Origin of the sequence: uncultured Thermanaerothrix sp. (genome assembly GCF_938028735.1) — a bacterium.
Lineage (GTDB): Bacteria > Chloroflexota > Anaerolineae > Anaerolineales > Anaerolineaceae > Thermanaerothrix.
On the sequence record NZ_CALIMF010000012.1, the window covers coordinates 1 to 15,656 of the forward strand.

Below are 15,656 nucleotides of genomic sequence, written 5' to 3' on the forward strand. Positions count from 1 at the left end.
GATCTCTGTGTTCAGGTAATTGCTACTTAGCGCCTCAACAGGGCGAGAATAACTGCGGGGTTGACAATTGGTCGAAAAGACCAAACCCGCAGTTTTTGTTTTGGCTTTGTGTGATGAGAGGCAAGACGCACTTTGAGAGAACCTGTTAAGCCAAATGGAGGTAAAGATGCGTTACGCAGTGGATTTTGAAGGCCGAACCGTAACCTACACCAAGACAGCAACTGAAGCGGAAGTGAGCCGTCTCTTTTGTGCGGCGGTGGTCAGCAAGCGCTTCCGTGAGCAATTGCTTGAAGACCCATTACTGGCGGTGGCCCAAGGATATAATGGCGAATCCTTCAACCTGCTCCCCGATACTCTGGAACACCTGAGTCATATTCGGGCGGACTCGCTCAGCGATTTTGCGGCTCAGTTCCTAGCGCGTGAAGCCCCCGTGCAGGTCGAGTTTCCGATATCAATGGGTGTGCGCTGATTCGGGGCGGTAAGGTAGTCCTGGTTGCGCAATAACAATAATCCCAAGTTGAGGCCCTTACCATGAATGCTCGCCTTCCGGATACGGGTGAATTGCGGCGCTTGGTGGCCGAGTCAGTGGCTAAAGCTGGCTTTGAGCCAACCACGTCGTCATTTGCCCCCGCAATGCCCGTTTATGAAGACCCTCTCAGTGCCGCGTTGAGTGGTTTGGCGACATGCGTGGTGAGTGTGACTCGGACGGCATTTTGCAAGGTGGTTATCTTGGGAGGGGAATGGGGTTTTGAAAGTCGCGCGGTCGCATTTGCGGATGGAGGTGGGCACATACGGCGCATTGCAGAACCATTCTACGCTCAGCGCTTATACCGCCAGGTCATTATCTCAGGTCATCCCATGCTCATCTCGCGTGAGCAAGACTCGCTGGGCTTGGATGAAGGGCGTACCCTTCGCTATCATGATGCCAATGCATTACTCCTCATGGCTATTGGGGAGGATTCCTCATCGGTTAGAGGTGTCTTGATCATTGGTGCCAAGCAACCGGCGCACTTTCATGATGGGCAACTAAGGTTGGCTGGGTTATTGGCACGATATGCGCATTCGCTGGTGGATTATGTAACCCATCCGGAGGCTCGTCCGCCGTTATACGATGATATAGTCATGCTCTCGAAGAGCATTGAGTTGTATGATTTATCCATTTCCCAGCACAGTATGACCTTGGTGCAGGTGGCCGAGCGTCTCGCCAAACGTTTGGGGTGTCTACCGACAGAGATAAAGACGATAGGGTTGGCGGCCTTGCTCCACGATTTGGGAAAAGTGGGTGTTCCAATGGCAATTTTGCAAAAACCGGAACCCCTTTCCCCGGAGGAGTGGGTGTTAATGCGCCGTCATCCCGAGATCGGGGCTCAGATTGTCCAAATGATCACTGGCCTCAGTGGCGTGGCCACTATTATCCAGTGCCATCATGAAAACTTTGATGGCAGCGGTTACCCCCACGGGCTAAAAGGCTATCAAATCCCATTAGGGTCTCGCATTTTGGCAGTTGTAGATGCATTTGAAGCCATTACTGGGGGACGGGTGTACCGACCGCCACGCTCAGCAGAAGCAGCTTTACAAGAGATTCAGCGTTGTGCGGGCACCCAATTCGACCCACAAATCGTTGAGGCTTTTGTTGCGCTTATCAAGGAAGAAGGGTTTAACGCTAGTCAGGGGGAGTAAAGCGTTGCACCAGAACCGGGGTACTGTCGAGCGCGGGAGGAATCCTGCGCTCGACGGGTTAAGGGAGATTGAAAGCGCTTCTGCAACAATAATGCCCGACAGTAACTGCGCTGTCACTGTCGGGCACCTGCGATTGGTTGGCCCTTTTTACTTTTAAGGTAAGGCCCCTACGACGTCAAAAGTAGCCAGAGCTTGATCCAGAGCAGCCCAATCGCCATCACTCATTGCGTTGAAGAGAATAGTGACTAGAAAAGCGGTCTTGTTTTGTTGGGGGCGTGCTGTGAGCACAACAAGGGCGTTCCCAGCACCGTTGCAATTAGAATAAAGGTCATAGGCTCCTTCGTAGGCGCTATCTTCGTAATCGTAGCGCCCTTGCCACTTGCACTCTTTGCGGTAGTTTTCGCGATAGGCATCGAGCAGCTGAATATATCCGGCGAGTTGGGCTACCTGATCGGAGACAGCGAAGAAGATCCCCGGCTCATCCCAGTAGTTCGCGAAGTTGTTCAGGCTGGCAGCCGCGGTGATGCTAGCACCGATGACGGTATTGTCGAGAACCCAGGGGGAACCATCCACTTCGCCCCAAGAGGAGGGAATGGCTACTTGGATGGCTCCTGAGTTGTCCTGAACTAGTACGTAGTTGGTAGGAGTAGAGGTACCCGAATCCGAAACTTCACCCCCTAATTCCTGGGCAAAGGAAAACTTGGTTGTTAGAGGCTGACCATTCAGTTCGCCAGAAAGATATTCCTGGGTATCAAAACGCAGAACCTCGATGGCAATGGCGCTGTCGGATTCGCGAGTACGCAAGATATCGCAGTAATCGCTCATGGTACCATCGGTTGCCAGGACTAGCCCTTCCATGCGGGTGATGATGTCTCCCCCCTGGATACCAGCCTTGCTCGCTGGCGAACCTGATTTGACAGAGGCCACCCAAATCCCGCTCAGACTGCCATCTTCCGACATGACTGCCTGACCATTGATACCAATCGATTCGAAGTCCTTACCACTTCGTAGTACGTTTATGACTTTTATGGCGTCCTGGGCGCGAATGGCAAAGTTCATATCGTAGACATTGTTGCCTGCATAGTTGATCCCTACAACTCGTGCTTGATTATCCACCAACGGCCCGCCTGAATTTCCACCCCGAATACGTGCATCGTGTTCAATGACAGCGGGAATGGAAGCCCAAGAGGTCTTTCCATCGGCTTTGGCTTTGGAGACAATCCCTTTAGTCAGAGTATATTCGGGATCGCCAAGTGGAAAACCAGCGGCATAAACCTCCAGGCCGGGATTAATCTCACCTTCGTGGAAGTCAAGAAACGGAAAGTCCTCGCCTTCGATATCAATGACGGCCAGATCCCAACATTCTGAGACCCCCAGGATGCGCGCATTGCGAGGCTGGCTTTCGCCTCCGACCCATACCTTGATCAAGGCGGCGCCGGTAACGACATGGTTGTTGGTCACGGCAATACCCGAGGGATCAATGATGAAGCCCGAACCGCGTCCAGCTACGTTCAACATCAACCCAACCTCGGGATCCACAAACGTGCCCTGTGCTTCGATTTGAACAGTTGCTTTTTTAAGGTCCTCAATGTTCCGAATGGCTTGGGGGCCTTGGGGAGTGGGGGTGTTTTCGGGAGCGAGGGCTTGAGTGGTTGATACCACTGTGGGGGAAGGAGATTGAGCCCCCGAACAAGCGGCCAGCACCAAGGCAATAACAACAAAAATGATGACCTTTCTTAGGGACATTCCGGCATCCTTTCTGGGATTTTGGAATAAGCACACCTATACAAGCGCCCCCACGATTGCCCCCTGTGGTCAGATCACCCAAGGCATGCTGGTATATACATTTTATCTTATTTGGGGCTGAATTCGATAAGATCTGTTAAGACTGTTTTCCTTAATAGAAATAGTGGGTATGAATTTAGTTGATGTTTTGATGTGGCATCCAGGGTATAATGCGAACCCCACTACTACTTGATGCAGCACTTGACGATTCTGCGCCCCCGCGGTATATTATGAGCACAAAACGCCCTCGTAGCTCAAATGGATAGAGCGTTTGCTTGCGGAGCAAAAGGCTGCGTGTTCGAGTCACGCCGAGGGCACACAGACGGAGTCGAGCGGTTGAGTAAGCCGCTCTTTTTCATTCCACAAACCTGTCAAAAAGGGGATCGATGCATAGGCCATTAATTCTACTTACTAATGATGATGGCGTGGATTCACCGGGACTCTGGGCGGCCGCGCGGGCTCTTGCCCGGTTGGGTGAAGTTGCTGTGGTTGCCCCGCGCATGCAATCCACGGGAGCAGGGCGGAGTATGCCCCATCTATCAGATGGGCGGATCGAACGGCGGGAACGGAGGGAGGACGGTTATACCTGGGTGGCGTTTGGTGTGAATGGTACGCCGGCACAGGCAGTAGATCATGCTCTCCTGGAACTGCTGCCCCGCTATCCCAATTTGGTGGTCTCGGGGATCAATTATGGCGAGAATGTTGGTACAGGCATCACCATTTCAGGCACCATTGGTGCAGCCATGGAAGCCGCCTCGTTTGGTATTCCAGCATTGGCGGTTTCCCTTCAGACGGGGATTCACAACCACCTGACTCACTCAGAGGAGGTGGACTTTTCGGCTGCTGCGTACTTTACTGGTTACTTTGCGCAACGTATTTTGGATAAGGGTTTGCCGGGGGATGTGCAAATCCTTAAGGTTGAGGTACCAACGGAGGCTACTCCTGAAACTCCATGGCGGGTCACTCGCTTGGCCATGCACCGCTATTATGTTCCCTATTCCACCCGCAAGGGTGGGTTAGACGAGGAGGCTCCCTTAGGTTACCGTGTGGAGGTCTCGCCAGAAGAAGTGCCTGTGGATTCGGATATTTATGCCTTGCTTTACGAGCGCGTGGTTTCGGTAACCCCCCTGACCCTAGATATGACGGCGCGTTATCCTCTCCAATCTCTGGAAGCGCATCTTGGCCGGGGGTGAGCCATTGCCCTATCCCACTGCGGAGGTAGCCGCCACATTAGCAAAGGTGGCACGGCGGAGGCGGTCAACCAGCTCTTCTTTGGCCTCGCACCAAATGGGCCGCAGCGCACAATTTTCTCCGAAGGGGCACGCACTAGGTGATTGCGTGCATTCGTTCAGCATAATCGGACCATCAATGGCCTCCACTACCTCCAGGACAGTAATTTCATGGGGTGGCTTGGCTAGGGAGACCCCTCCACGTGCGCCGCGGGAGGTGTGGATTAACCCAGCGATGGAAAGTTGCGAGATGATCTTGGCCAGAAAAGAAGGTGGAATGTGTTGCTGTTCGGCGATTTCGCTGGTTGCTGCACGCTGGTTAGGCCCTAATTGTGCTAGGTAGTAGATCGCACGCAAGGCATAATCGGCTTGTCGGGTAATTTGCATCGTTCCTATCCCTCTTTTCAGAAATATAGGTAGAAATTATCTGTTTATTTAGTTTATGCGTTTGTTAAATTTGGAGCAAGTGACTAAGATCATGGCTATATGATGACCTTTGACGTAGTTCCAATTCATTCGGTATAATCCGAACCATGAGTGAAGCATTCCGCTTTTATTATCCGATTCAAGTTCGCTATGGGGATTTGGATCCCCAGTGGCATGTTAATAATGCGCGTTTCCTTACCTATCTTGAACAAGCGCGTCTGGCGTACCTAATTCAATTGGGCTTGTTTGATGGTCATTCCTTTCTCGATCTAGGACTGATTGTGGCGGATATTCATATCGCGTATCGCGCGCCGATTGCCTTGCTGGAAGAATTGCGGGTTGGTGTAAAGACCGTGCGTTTAGGCCAGAAGAGCCTGAAGATGGTCTATGTGGTTGAGAACCCTTCTACCGGGCAGGTGAAAGCCCAGGCAGAAGTGGTCATGGTGGCATACGACTATCATCGTCGGGTTAGCGTTCCCTTGGATCAGCGTTGGCGTGAGACCATCGCCGCGTTTGAAGGCATCCCAGAATACGCTGAAGGATGAGATACATGATGAATCTGCCGGATATCCACATTGAGAATCTCTTGGATTTCCTGACCGGCTTGCTCAATACGCCAAGCCCAACCGGATTTACAGACTTGGGGATGGACTACGTGGAACGTGCGTTATGTCAATTGGAGGGTGTGAGAGTGGAACGTACTCCCAAGGGCGCCCTGTTGGCTCGCTTGGAAGGTGAAATCGGGGTGGCTCCTTGGGCGGTTGTTACGCACGTGGATACGCTGGGGGCCATGGTCAAGGAGATTAAGCCTAATGGGCGCTTAAAGATGACCTCTATTGGGGGTTTTGCCTGGAACACTGTGGAATCCGAGGGGTGTACGGTTTTCACCCATAAGGGTCAGCGTTATCGCGGAAGCATTCTGGTTACGGCGGCTTCCTCTCACGTGCATGGTAAGCGGACTGCTGAAGCACCGCGAGATGCTGAGAGCATGGAAGTGCGCCTAGATGCGCGCACCCAGAGCGCCGAAGAAACGCAAGCCTTGGGTGTTGAGGTGGGCGACTTTATTGCTTTTGATCCGCGGGTCGAGGTTAATGAGGGGTTTGTGCGCTCTCGGCATCTGGATAACAAAGCCGGGGTAGCATGTGTTGTAGCGGCGATGCAAACGCTGGTGCGGGCTCACCTCAAGCCTCGACGCACGCTTTATGCTCTCTTCAGCAATTATGAGGAAGTTGGGCACGGAGCATCCGCTGGGTTGCCAGCAGATCTGTCGGCTCTCATCGTGGTGGATATGGCGGCAGTGGGTGAAGGGCAGACATCGGATGAATTTCATGCTACGTTATGCGTGAAGGACTCGCACGGTCCTTACGATCGGGGATTGAGCCTGCGGTTGCGCCATCTGGCTGAGCAGTACCAGGTCCCATACAAAGTGGATATTTACCCGAATTACGGATCGGACGGTGGGGCATTCTGGCGGGCAGGTGGGAATGCCCCTGTGGCTTTGATCGGTCCGGGAGTAGATGCTTCGCATAATTATGAACGAACGCACGTGGAAGCCTTGGTAGCCACTACCCGCTGGTTGTTGGCCTATGCGTTGAACGCGTGAGTGGGAATTCTCGAGCCTGGCTGATAGAGCAACCTTTTACGTTTTTGAGGAGGCTCTCGACAAGGCCCTAAACTCTGGTAGAATTACACGCAGAATGGGGAACGATCTTTGGTCCCCTTGACAAATTGGATGATGTTGTTTTGGGGTGTGTGGATTCACACTACCCTGGTTGGATGTGAAGTAAGTTTATTGGAAAGACGGTTTTTACGTTGAAGGAGGATTGCCTTGTCTGGGATGGAACGTTTTACACAGCGGGCGCGAAGAGTGTTGAGCTTGGCGCACCAGGAAGCTGAAAGGATGCGTCAGAATACCATCAACACCGAACACCTGCTGTTGGGATTGATCCAAGAAGAAGGTGGTATTGCTAGTCGAGTGTTGCGTGATCTGGGCCTAGAACCGGATCGCGTACAGGAAATTGTAGATCGCGTTAGTGGTTATGGCTCATACCGGGGAGGGCGCATTGATCTCTCACCGGGGGTGCAGCAAGTGCTCGAGTATGCCTTTGACGAGGCCCGCAACATGGGCCATCACTATATTGGCACCGAGCACCTTCTGCTGGGGCTGATTCGCTCAACTGAGGGCAAAGCCCTGGATGTGTTGCGCAAACTGGGAGTTACTCCTGAGCAGATCCGGCGTCAAACACGGCGTGTGCTGCAAGAGAGCAGTAGTGCTTTGCAGGGTGCAACTGGGCGTGCCCCTTCACAGCGTCAGGAGCAGAAGGGGCAGCAGAAAACCACCCTTATTGATCAGCTGGCTACCGATTTGACTGCCTTGGCCGAGGAAAACAAACTCGACCCGGTGATTGGGCGCCAGATGGAGATTGAGCGAGTCATTCAAATCCTGGCCCGGCGTACAAAGAACAACCCGGCTCTGATTGGCGAACCGGGTGTAGGGAAGACTGCGATCGTGGAAGGTCTCGCCCAGCGGATTGTTGAGGGAGACGTGCCAGCGCCACTGTTGGGCAAACGTGTCCTGCAGCTGGATGTGGGTTCCTTGGTGGCGGGCACAATGTATCGCGGTCAATTTGAAGAGCGCCTAAAGCGGGTCATTGAAGAGCTGAAAGCCTCTGGGGCCATTCTCTTTATTGACGAAGTTCACATGTTGGTTGGAGCGGGTTCGGCGGGTTCGTCCGTAGATGCAGCGAACATTCTTAAACCGGCCCTCTCGCGAGGAGAGTTGCAGGTTATTGGTGCCACCACACTGGATGAATATCGCAAGTACATTGAAAGTGATGCGGCACTGGAACGGCGCTTCCAGCCGATTATGGTCAATGAGCCCACAGTCGAGGAGACCATTGAGATTCTGCGGGGCATACGTGGGGCTTATGAAGAGCACCATCGCCTGACTATTTCGGATGAAGCCCTTGAGGCTGCGGCTCGGCTCTCGGCGCGCTACGTGACCGAACGTTATTTGCCCGATAAGGCCATTGATCTGATCGACGAGGCGGCCTCGCGGGTGCGCATGTACAAGAGTCAGTCAGCCAAGACGGTGAAAGAACTTATGACCCGATTGCGCGAGATCCGCCAGAACCATTATCTGGCGCTGGAGGATGGGCGTTACGAAGAAGCTCAGGAGCTGCTGGAGAAGGCGGCCCAATTGGAGAATGAGATTGAGCGCTTGCGCAGCGGCTGGGATCGGGAGAACAGCCCAGTGGTCACAGCAGAGGATATTGCCGAGGTGGTCTCAATGTGGACCGGCATCCCGGTCAAGCAAATGGCGCAAACGGAGTCAGAGCGGTTGCTCCACATGGAAGAAGAATTGCGCAAGCATATCATTGGTCAGGATGAGGCCATTGAGACCATCGCCAAGGCCATTCGCCGCGCACGCTCAGGGTTAAAAGATCCGCGTCGCCCAATTGGGTCCTTCATGTTCCTGGGGCCGACCGGGGTAGGTAAGACGGAACTGACCAAAGCATTGGCGCGTTTCCTCTTTGGAAGTGAAGAGGCTTTGCTGCAACTGGACATGTCAGAATTCATGGAGCGCCACACAGTCAGCCGTCTGGTAGGGGCTCCGCCGGGTTATGTCGGTTACGAAGAAGCGGGGCAGTTGACCGAGGCTATTCGTCGTCGCCCGTACTCCATTGTGGTCTTCGATGAAATCGAAAAGGCGCATCCGGAAGCCCACAACATGCTTTTGCAGATCATGGAAGAAGGTCACTTGACCGATGCCCGAGGTCATCGGGTGGATTTCCGCAACACTATCATTATCATGACCTCTAACATCGGCGCCGATATGATCAAACGCCAGAATGTTATGGGCTTTCAGATCAAGCGCGATGAGACGCTCGAGGAACAACTCGCTTACGAAGAAATGCGGAAGAAGTTGCTTGAGTCACTCCGCCGGGTCTTCCGACCGGAGTTTATCAACCGCCTAGATGGCGTGGTGGTCTTCCGTGCGCTCAATCGTGAGGACCTGCTCAAAATTGTTGGCTTGGAGATTCAGAAGGTCTCTGATCGTCTGCGGGAGAATAATATCACCCTTAAAGCGACCGAGGCGGCCATCCGCTTACTGGCCGATGAGGGTTATGATCCGGAAATGGGTGCTCGACCCTTGCGGCGAGTTTTGCAAAATCGGATTGAGGACCGGCTCTCGGATGCTCTTTTGGCAGGTGAGTTTAGCGAGGGCGATGTGATTGTGGTAGACGCTGTGGATGGCGAGATTGTGTTGCGCAGGGAGGAGGGTTCACCCGCCGACGAGGCGCAAAAGACGGCTGAAATGAGCATCTAAGGATATGCCTAGTAATTCCGTGATAGCGGGCATGTTTCTATAAGAAAGGGTGGGGTTGGCGGGCATTAAGCCGCCAGCCCCTTTTCTTTGAGGTCCCATGGCTAAAACCCAAACTCGTTATGTATGTCAACAATGTGGTCGCACTTCCCCGCGTCCCTTAGGGCGTTGCCCTCAATGCGGTGCGTGGGATAGCATGGTAGAGGAAATTGTGCCCGCGCCGAGCGCAACCGTATCTCCTGTGACCTCTTTGCGCGGGTTAACTGGTCGCTCGCGCCCTGTGCGTCTGGGGGAGATCTCGGGAGAAGCTGAGGACCGGTTGATGCTTCCTATGCCCGAGTTTGCGCGGGTTTTAGGTGGTGGGATTGTGCGTGGGTCGGTTGTGCTCTTGGGGGGTGACCCGGGGATTGGCAAATCTACATTGCTGCTACAAATGGTGTTGGAAATGGTACAGCGGGGTTATCTCAATGCCATGACCGGTCCAGCACTTTACGTCTCAGGTGAGGAATCCGAGCGTCAGATTAAAATGCGCGCGCAGCGGTTGCTACGTCAGATAGATCGAAAAGAAAACTGCGGGGATGATGAGGAGCACTTCCCAGACTATCTCTTCTTGGTTACCGAAACCAATTTGGAAGCGGTGCTTGACCACATTGCTGAGATCAAACCGGGCTTGGTAATAATTGACTCGATTCAAACGATGTATTTACCTTCTCTGCAATCCAGTGCTGGTTCGGTGACTCAGGTGCGTGAGTGCGCCTCGCGTTTGCGTGAACTAGCCAAAACGTCGGGGATAACCATTTTCATGATCGGGCATGTTACCAAGGAAGGCGTGATTGCCGGGCCGCGCGTCTTGGAGCATATCGTGGATACTGTTTTGTATCTGGAAGGAGATCGTTTCCAGGCTGTGCGGTTACTGCGCTCGGTGAAGAATCGCTTTGGTGCCACTTCGGAAGTTGGGGTGTTTGAGATGCGCGAAACTGGCATGGCTGAGGTACCTAACCCTTCAGAAGTTTTCTTAGCTGAACGGATGGTCAACGCGCCTGGTTCGGCAATTGCTGTTACCATGGAAGGCACACGTCCTTTATTGGTGGAAATTCAGGGGCTGACCAGTCCCTCCAATCTTGGCAATCCGCGGCGTACGCCAAATGGGTTAGATGTCAATCGGCTGCTGCTGATCGTGGCAGTTTTAACTCGCCGGTTAGGACTGCGCTTGAGCGATCAAGATGTATTTGTTAACGTCGTGGGAGGTCTGCGAATTGCAGAGCCGGCTGCAGATCTAGCAATTGCTGCAGCGATTGCCTCTTCTTACCGCGATGTGCCCATTCGGGCGGATACTGTGCTGATTGGTGAGATTGGCCTTTCTGGCGAGGTGCGTTGGGTGGCTCAGATGAATGCCCGTCTGCGTGAGGCAGCCAAACTGGGCTTTAAGGTGGCTATTGTGCCCCGAAGATTGCGTCGCATTGAGGTCTGGCCTGAGGGCATCGAGGTGCTTGAGGCGCGTTCGGTGCGTGAGGCATTGCGCTTGGCGCTCCTGGAATCTGTTTCCAAATCTTCTAATCGTGAATGAGGTGAGTTTATGGGACTGAAACGCTGGCAATTAGCCTTGATTCACGCTGCTGTAGCCATCACGCTAGTACCAATCAATAGCACCCTGAATCGGGTCATGATTAAAGAGTTGGGTATTTCAGCTACCTTGGTGGCCATTATGGCATCGCTTCCTTACCTGTTTTCTCCGGTTCAGGTGGCCATTGGGGCCTACAGTGACCGTCATCCCATATGGGGGTTGCGTCGCACTCCTTATATTTTAGCGGGACTACTCCTGTGCGTGGGTGGGTTGGCCATTGCACCGATGGTGGTTTTTATTTTGCCCCAAAACTTTTTCCTTGGGCTGGGATTGACTTTGCTCACCTTTGGAGCCTGGGGGATGGGTTACAATCTGGCGGCCGTTTCTTATCTTTCGCTGGCAACTGAACTTTCAGGGGAAAAGGGGCGTACGCGAACCGTTGCTGTCATGTGGTTTGTGATGATTGTGGGAATTATTTTGACGGCGGCGGGGTTAAGTCGCTTGTTGGTGATCTACTCTCCTGAGCAGTTGCAGCGCGCCTTTAACCTAGTCGCTGTGGTAGCCTTGGTTTTGGGCCTTCTGGGAATAATGGGGCTTGAACCACGCCGAAGCGCATCCTCAGGCATGAGTAGAGAGGAAGAACAAGCCTCTTGGGGCGATCAATTACGTATGATCTGGCGTAACCCTCAGGCACGCCTTTTCTTCGTTTATCTCAGTGCGCTCCTTATTGCCATCTTAGGGCAAGATGTTTTGTTGGAGCCCTACGCGGCGGAGGCTTTTGCCCTCTCAGTTGCTGCGACGACTCGAATTACATCCATTTGGGGGACTTGCTTTTTGACAGCCCTGATTGTCGCGGCTGGATTGGAGTCTCGTCTGGGGAAGCGACGAGTGGCTTGGGCTGGGGCTGTCATTGCGTTGATGGGATTTAGCCTGATCGTTGGAGCCGGTGTCATTGCAACGGTTGAGGTTTTTTATATTGGCGTTATTTTGCTGGGGTTGGGGAGCGGTCTGGCCACAGTCTCAAATCTCTCCTTGATGCTGGATATGACTACCCAGCAAGTTGGGCTTTACATGGGGGCTTGGGGTATGGCCAGCGCACTTGCGCGCATCCTGGGCTCGGTACTGGGAGGCGTGGTGCGCGACATAGTCACGGTGGTGAGTCAAAATGCTTTGCTAGGCTATGGGGTGGTGTTTGGAATCCAAACCGCGCTTTTAGGAGTCTCGCTTGTGCTTCTTTGGCGCATTGATGTGCAGGCCTTTCGAGAGACTTCCCAGCGCCTTTCTCTGGGAACCCGGGCAGCCATCCTTCAAGATGTTGATGCTGGATAAAGCGGAGGTTTTATGCAAAACCAAATTACTGAACTGATCGGTCCACAGGGGTGGCTGCGTACTCGGCGCAATCATGCCCTTGAGCATGCGACTATCCAGGTGCTTTCTGCGCGTCATCCTGAATTGCGTATGGCAGGCAATTCCAACGCGCGGGGGTTCTGGATTATTGGCAATGTCGATATCGAGACGTTTCAGGCGGGGCTTTCGGAAGCGTTGCAGCGTCTGCGAGCCGGCGAGCATGACTTGGCTATTCATCCCAATTGTGGGACGAATTACGCCTCAATGGGATTGCTGGCAGGCCTGGTGGCCTGGTTGGCTATGCTTGGCACCCGGGGCAACTGGCGACAGCGGTTAGAACGCTTACCGCTGGTTACCTTCCTGGTAACGCTTGTATTGATCCTGGCGGCTCCGCTGGGACCTTGGTTGCAGCGCACTCTCACCACGGATGCCGATTTAGGCGACCTTCAAATCGAGCAAGTAGATTGTTTTGAGCGCAATGGGTGGATGATTTATCATGTAAGGACTCGTTAGGCAGAGGTCATTCTGTGGAGGAACACCTTGGTGTCGGAAGCCACTGAGCCTTTGGTTTACCTCCTTTATGGCGAGGATTTGCCGGGAATGCAGGCGTTTCTCGATGCATTGGCTCTTCGGTTGCTGGGAGAGCAAGGTATAAATGATTTCAACTTTATCAAATTGGATGCACAAAGCGAGGGCGAAGAACGCCTATATGCCGAATGCATGTCTCTGCCGTTTTGGGGGGAACGGCGCTTGGTTGTTTATGTTAATCCGCTGGTGCGTCTGCGCTCGGCTCAGACTCAAAAACGTTTCATCCAATTGCTGGAAACTCTCCCGACAACCACTTGCCTGGTGCTGTGGATTGAAGACCATTGGATTCCCACGGGTCGCGATAGAGGCTGGTCGCTCATGAAGAGCGCGGGAAAATGGTTGGTGGATTGGGTAACTCAATCGGGCGGTCGGGGGATCGAAAAGTCGTTTCCGTTTCCATCTCAAGACCAAATGCCCGCTTGGATTCTGCAGCACGCCCACGCGTTGGGAGGAACGTTTACACCGGAGGCTGCAAGTACCCTGGCTTCGTTGATTGGGAATGACACTTATCAAGTTCACCAGGAGATTCTGAAATTGCTCACTTACGTGGATCATCGTCGGCCAGTGTCAGGGGACGATGTGCTTTTGCTAACCGCCCCCGTTGGGCATGCGAATATCTTTGATATGACCAGAGCGATGGCCCAGGGGAATGTAAAGCGGGCCTTAAGCCTTCTGGAGGCTTTACTAGACGAACAGGAGCCTGTCAGTCTACTGGCCCTGATTGTGCGAGAGTTTCGTCTGCTTCTCTTGGCACGAGAACTACTCGAGTCCGGCGAAACCCAAGTCCAAGTGATAGGCGATCGTTTGAAAGTGCAGGGCTTTGTGGCGCAGCAGCTAAAGGACTTGGCTCGTAAATATTCCTTATCCCAATTAGAGGCAATTTATCAGCGGTTGTTTGAAACCGATCTAGCCATCAAAAGTGGCTCTTTAGAACCCCGCCTGGCACTAGAGCAATTGGTTGTCAATCTGATAGGATTGCAGAAAGCGGGATCTCCATCTGTGAAGGAATAACGAAGTGGAACCTCAGAAGCCCGTTTATCGAATTCGCGATTTAGAGAGTGGAGAACGCCCACGCGAACGCTTGGCCCGTTTGGGGGCCGAGGCGTTGAGCACCGCAGAACTTCTGGCCATTCTGTTGCGGGTGGGCATTCCTGGCGAGAATGCAGTCCAGTTGGGAACACGGCTCTTAAAAACCTTCGGGGGTTTAGGCGGGTTGCACCGTGCTTCCTTGCATGAGTTACAGGCGCAGCATGGGGTGGGCGTGGCGAAAGCGGCTCAAATCAAAGCGGCGATTGAACTTGGTCGGCGGATGGTAGCCGCTTCTCCTGAGGAACGCCCCGCCATTCACAGCCCGGCAGATGCCGCTGCGTTGGTGCTTTATGAAATGTCGGCTCTGCCTCAGGAGCATTTATGGGTTATTTTGACTGATACGCGCAACCGCGTTATGCACATTGAGAAGATGTACCGGGGTTCATTGAACGCCTCTACTGTGCGGGTGGGTGAGGTTTTTCGTGCTGCTATCCAGCGCAATGCGGCGGCCATCCTGGTGGTTCACAATCACCCCAGTGGTGATCCAACACCCAGCCCGGAGGATATTGCGTTGACCCGGGCCCTGATTCAGGCGGGCCGTCTTTTAGACGTTGAAGTGCTCGATCATCTGGTCATCGGCCAGGGGCGCTTTGTTTCGCTTAAAGAGCGGGGATTGGCCTTTTCTTGATCCGCGCTTTCGGGCTTACGCCAAAGATGGGGAGGGCTCTAACGCAATATAGAGTCGCTTGTTGACCTTACCCTTACTCTTATAATCTATCACCCGAATCGTCCCAACCTCTGCGGTATTTCGTACATGGGTGCCCCCATCGGCTTGTAGGTCAAGCCCTACAATCTCAACGGTACGAACGTGAGTAATCTCTGGGGGGAGTAGGTTGATCTTGGTGCGGATGAGATCCGGGATCTGGAAAGCTTCTTCACGCGGCAGAACGGCTGTGCGCACTGGTCGGGCTGCCCGAACCTCACGGTTGATACTTTCCTCAATGACGGCGACAAGCTCTTTGGTGAGGGATTCGAACTCAAAGTCCATGCGCCCCTGCAAGGGTTCCATGTCGCCGCCAGTGACTAAAGCCCCATAGTCGCGGAAAACAACTCCACATAGGATATGAAGGGCAGTGTGCGTGCGCATGAGAGCATAACGATGTTCCCAATCAATTTCCCCGCGCACAGGAGTCCCGGGAACGGGGAGCGGCGCCTCGGGCGGCAGGTGATGCCATATCCCTTCTGGCGTTTTACGCACGCGAAGCACGGTGTAATGACCGGCCCCAAAAGACAACCAGCCGGTATCGGCAGGCTGACCGCCTCCGCCGGGGTAGAAGGTCGTGCGGTTCAGTAAAAGAGCGTGATTTTCGGGGTCCACGGCTTGTACCACAGCCTCAAATTCGCGTAAATAGGCATCCTCAAGATAAAGTAATTCGGTCGTCATACGTTCATCTCCTCAGAATGGTTGGCCGAGAGGCGCAACTTTAGTTGACAAAATATCGTCCTCATAGTATTATTTTGGACGCGCTGGCGAGGTAGCTCAATGGAAGAGCAGCGGACTCATAAGCCGTTGGTTGTGGGTTCGAATCCCACCCTCGCCACTAAGTTTTTAAGTAGGGGCTGATCAAAAAAGTGGGTAGGCGAGAGCGCACCCACAAAGGGTTTCCACTACAAAACCTGT

The 15,656-nt window shown here is 53.5% G+C and carries 14 protein-coding genes and 2 tRNA genes; 13 read left to right on the forward strand and 3 right to left on the reverse strand.

Annotation, left to right across the window (positions count from 1 at the left end):
- Window positions 1-166 precede the first annotated feature (166 nt).
- Together Q0721_RS06450 and Q0721_RS06455 are read left to right on the forward strand one after the other, a co-directional pair.
- Entirely contained in the window at window positions 167-469 is a 303-nt protein-coding gene (locus Q0721_RS06450; RefSeq protein ID WP_299027132.1) for a hypothetical protein, read from the forward strand.
- Between the two features lie 62 nt (window positions 470-531).
- Window positions 532-1,680 (forward strand): HD domain-containing phosphohydrolase, encoded by a 1,149-nt coding sequence (locus Q0721_RS06455; RefSeq protein WP_299027135.1) that lies wholly within the window; start codon window positions 532-534, stop codon window positions 1,678-1,680.
- A gap of 153 nt (window positions 1,681-1,833) precedes the next feature.
- Here Q0721_RS06455 and Q0721_RS06460 read toward each other — a convergent pair whose 3' ends face one another.
- Window positions 1,834-3,426 carry a trypsin-like peptidase domain-containing protein gene (locus tag Q0721_RS06460; RefSeq protein ID WP_299027138.1) on the reverse strand — a complete coding sequence of 531 codons (1,593 nt, stop codon included), beginning with the start codon at window positions 3,424-3,426 and terminating at the stop codon, window positions 1,834-1,836.
- A 282-nt stretch (window positions 3,427-3,708) separates the two neighbouring features.
- Between Q0721_RS06460 and Q0721_RS06465 the strand changes: the two genes are divergently transcribed.
- Both Q0721_RS06465 and surE read left to right on the forward strand, forming a co-directional pair.
- Window positions 3,709-3,782 (forward strand) — tRNA-Arg (locus Q0721_RS06465).
- A 69-nt stretch (window positions 3,783-3,851) separates the two neighbouring features.
- Window positions 3,852-4,658, forward strand: coding sequence for a 5'/3'-nucleotidase SurE (gene surE / locus Q0721_RS06470; RefSeq protein WP_299027141.1), 807 nt, complete (start codon window positions 3,852-3,854; stop codon window positions 4,656-4,658).
- A gap of 9 nt (window positions 4,659-4,667) precedes the next feature.
- On the opposite strand, the gene Q0721_RS06475 is transcribed toward surE, so the two are convergent.
- Complete coding sequence (locus Q0721_RS06475; RefSeq protein ID WP_299027143.1) at window positions 4,668-5,081, reverse strand: Rrf2 family transcriptional regulator; 414 nt, start codon at window positions 5,079-5,081, stop codon at window positions 4,668-4,670.
- Between the two features lie 146 nt (window positions 5,082-5,227).
- Here Q0721_RS06475 and Q0721_RS06480 point away from each other — a divergent pair, with 146 nt between their 5' ends.
- The 8 genes from Q0721_RS06480 (at window position 5,228) to radC (ending at window position 14,663) form a co-directional block, all read left to right on the forward strand.
- Window positions 5,228-5,665 (forward strand): acyl-CoA thioesterase, encoded by a 438-nt coding sequence (locus Q0721_RS06480; RefSeq protein WP_299027146.1) that lies wholly within the window; start codon window positions 5,228-5,230, stop codon window positions 5,663-5,665.
- 5 nt (window positions 5,666-5,670) lie between these two features.
- Window positions 5,671-6,723 carry a M42 family metallopeptidase gene (locus Q0721_RS06485; protein ID WP_299027149.1) on the forward strand — a complete coding sequence of 351 codons (1,053 nt, stop codon included), beginning with the start codon at window positions 5,671-5,673 and terminating at the stop codon, window positions 6,721-6,723.
- Between the two features lie 234 nt (window positions 6,724-6,957).
- A complete protein-coding gene (locus tag Q0721_RS06490; protein ID WP_299027152.1) occupies window positions 6,958-9,450 on the forward strand; it encodes an ATP-dependent Clp protease ATP-binding subunit in 2,493 nt (830 codons plus the stop codon).
- 97 nt (window positions 9,451-9,547) lie between these two features.
- Window positions 9,548-11,014, forward strand: a complete 1,467-nt coding sequence (gene radA / locus Q0721_RS06495; protein WP_299027155.1) for a DNA repair protein RadA — start codon at window positions 9,548-9,550, stop codon at window positions 11,012-11,014.
- A gap of 9 nt (window positions 11,015-11,023) precedes the next feature.
- Complete coding sequence (locus Q0721_RS06500) at window positions 11,024-12,340, forward strand: BCD family MFS transporter (protein ID WP_299027158.1); 1,317 nt, start codon at window positions 11,024-11,026, stop codon at window positions 12,338-12,340.
- Window positions 12,341-12,352: 12 nt separating this feature from the next.
- Window positions 12,353-12,871 (forward strand): DUF6391 domain-containing protein, encoded by a 519-nt coding sequence (locus Q0721_RS06505; RefSeq protein WP_299027161.1) that lies wholly within the window; start codon window positions 12,353-12,355, stop codon window positions 12,869-12,871.
- 30 nt (window positions 12,872-12,901) lie between these two features.
- Window positions 12,902-13,957, forward strand: a complete 1,056-nt coding sequence (gene holA, locus Q0721_RS06510) for a DNA polymerase III subunit delta (RefSeq protein WP_299027163.1) — start codon at window positions 12,902-12,904, stop codon at window positions 13,955-13,957.
- Between the two features lie 4 nt (window positions 13,958-13,961).
- Window positions 13,962-14,663, forward strand: coding sequence for a DNA repair protein RadC (radC, locus tag Q0721_RS06515; RefSeq protein WP_299027165.1), 702 nt, complete (start codon window positions 13,962-13,964; stop codon window positions 14,661-14,663).
- Between the two features lie 15 nt (window positions 14,664-14,678).
- Here radC and Q0721_RS06520 read toward each other — a convergent pair whose 3' ends face one another.
- On the reverse strand, window positions 14,679-15,419 hold the full coding sequence (locus Q0721_RS06520) for an alanyl-tRNA editing protein (protein WP_299027168.1): 741 nt from the start codon (window positions 15,417-15,419) through the stop codon (window positions 14,679-14,681).
- Window positions 15,420-15,504: 85 nt separating this feature from the next.
- Between Q0721_RS06520 and Q0721_RS06525 the strand changes: the two genes are divergently transcribed.
- A tRNA-Met gene (locus tag Q0721_RS06525) sits at window positions 15,505-15,576 on the forward strand.
- The last annotated feature ends 80 nt before the right edge of the window (window positions 15,577-15,656 follow it).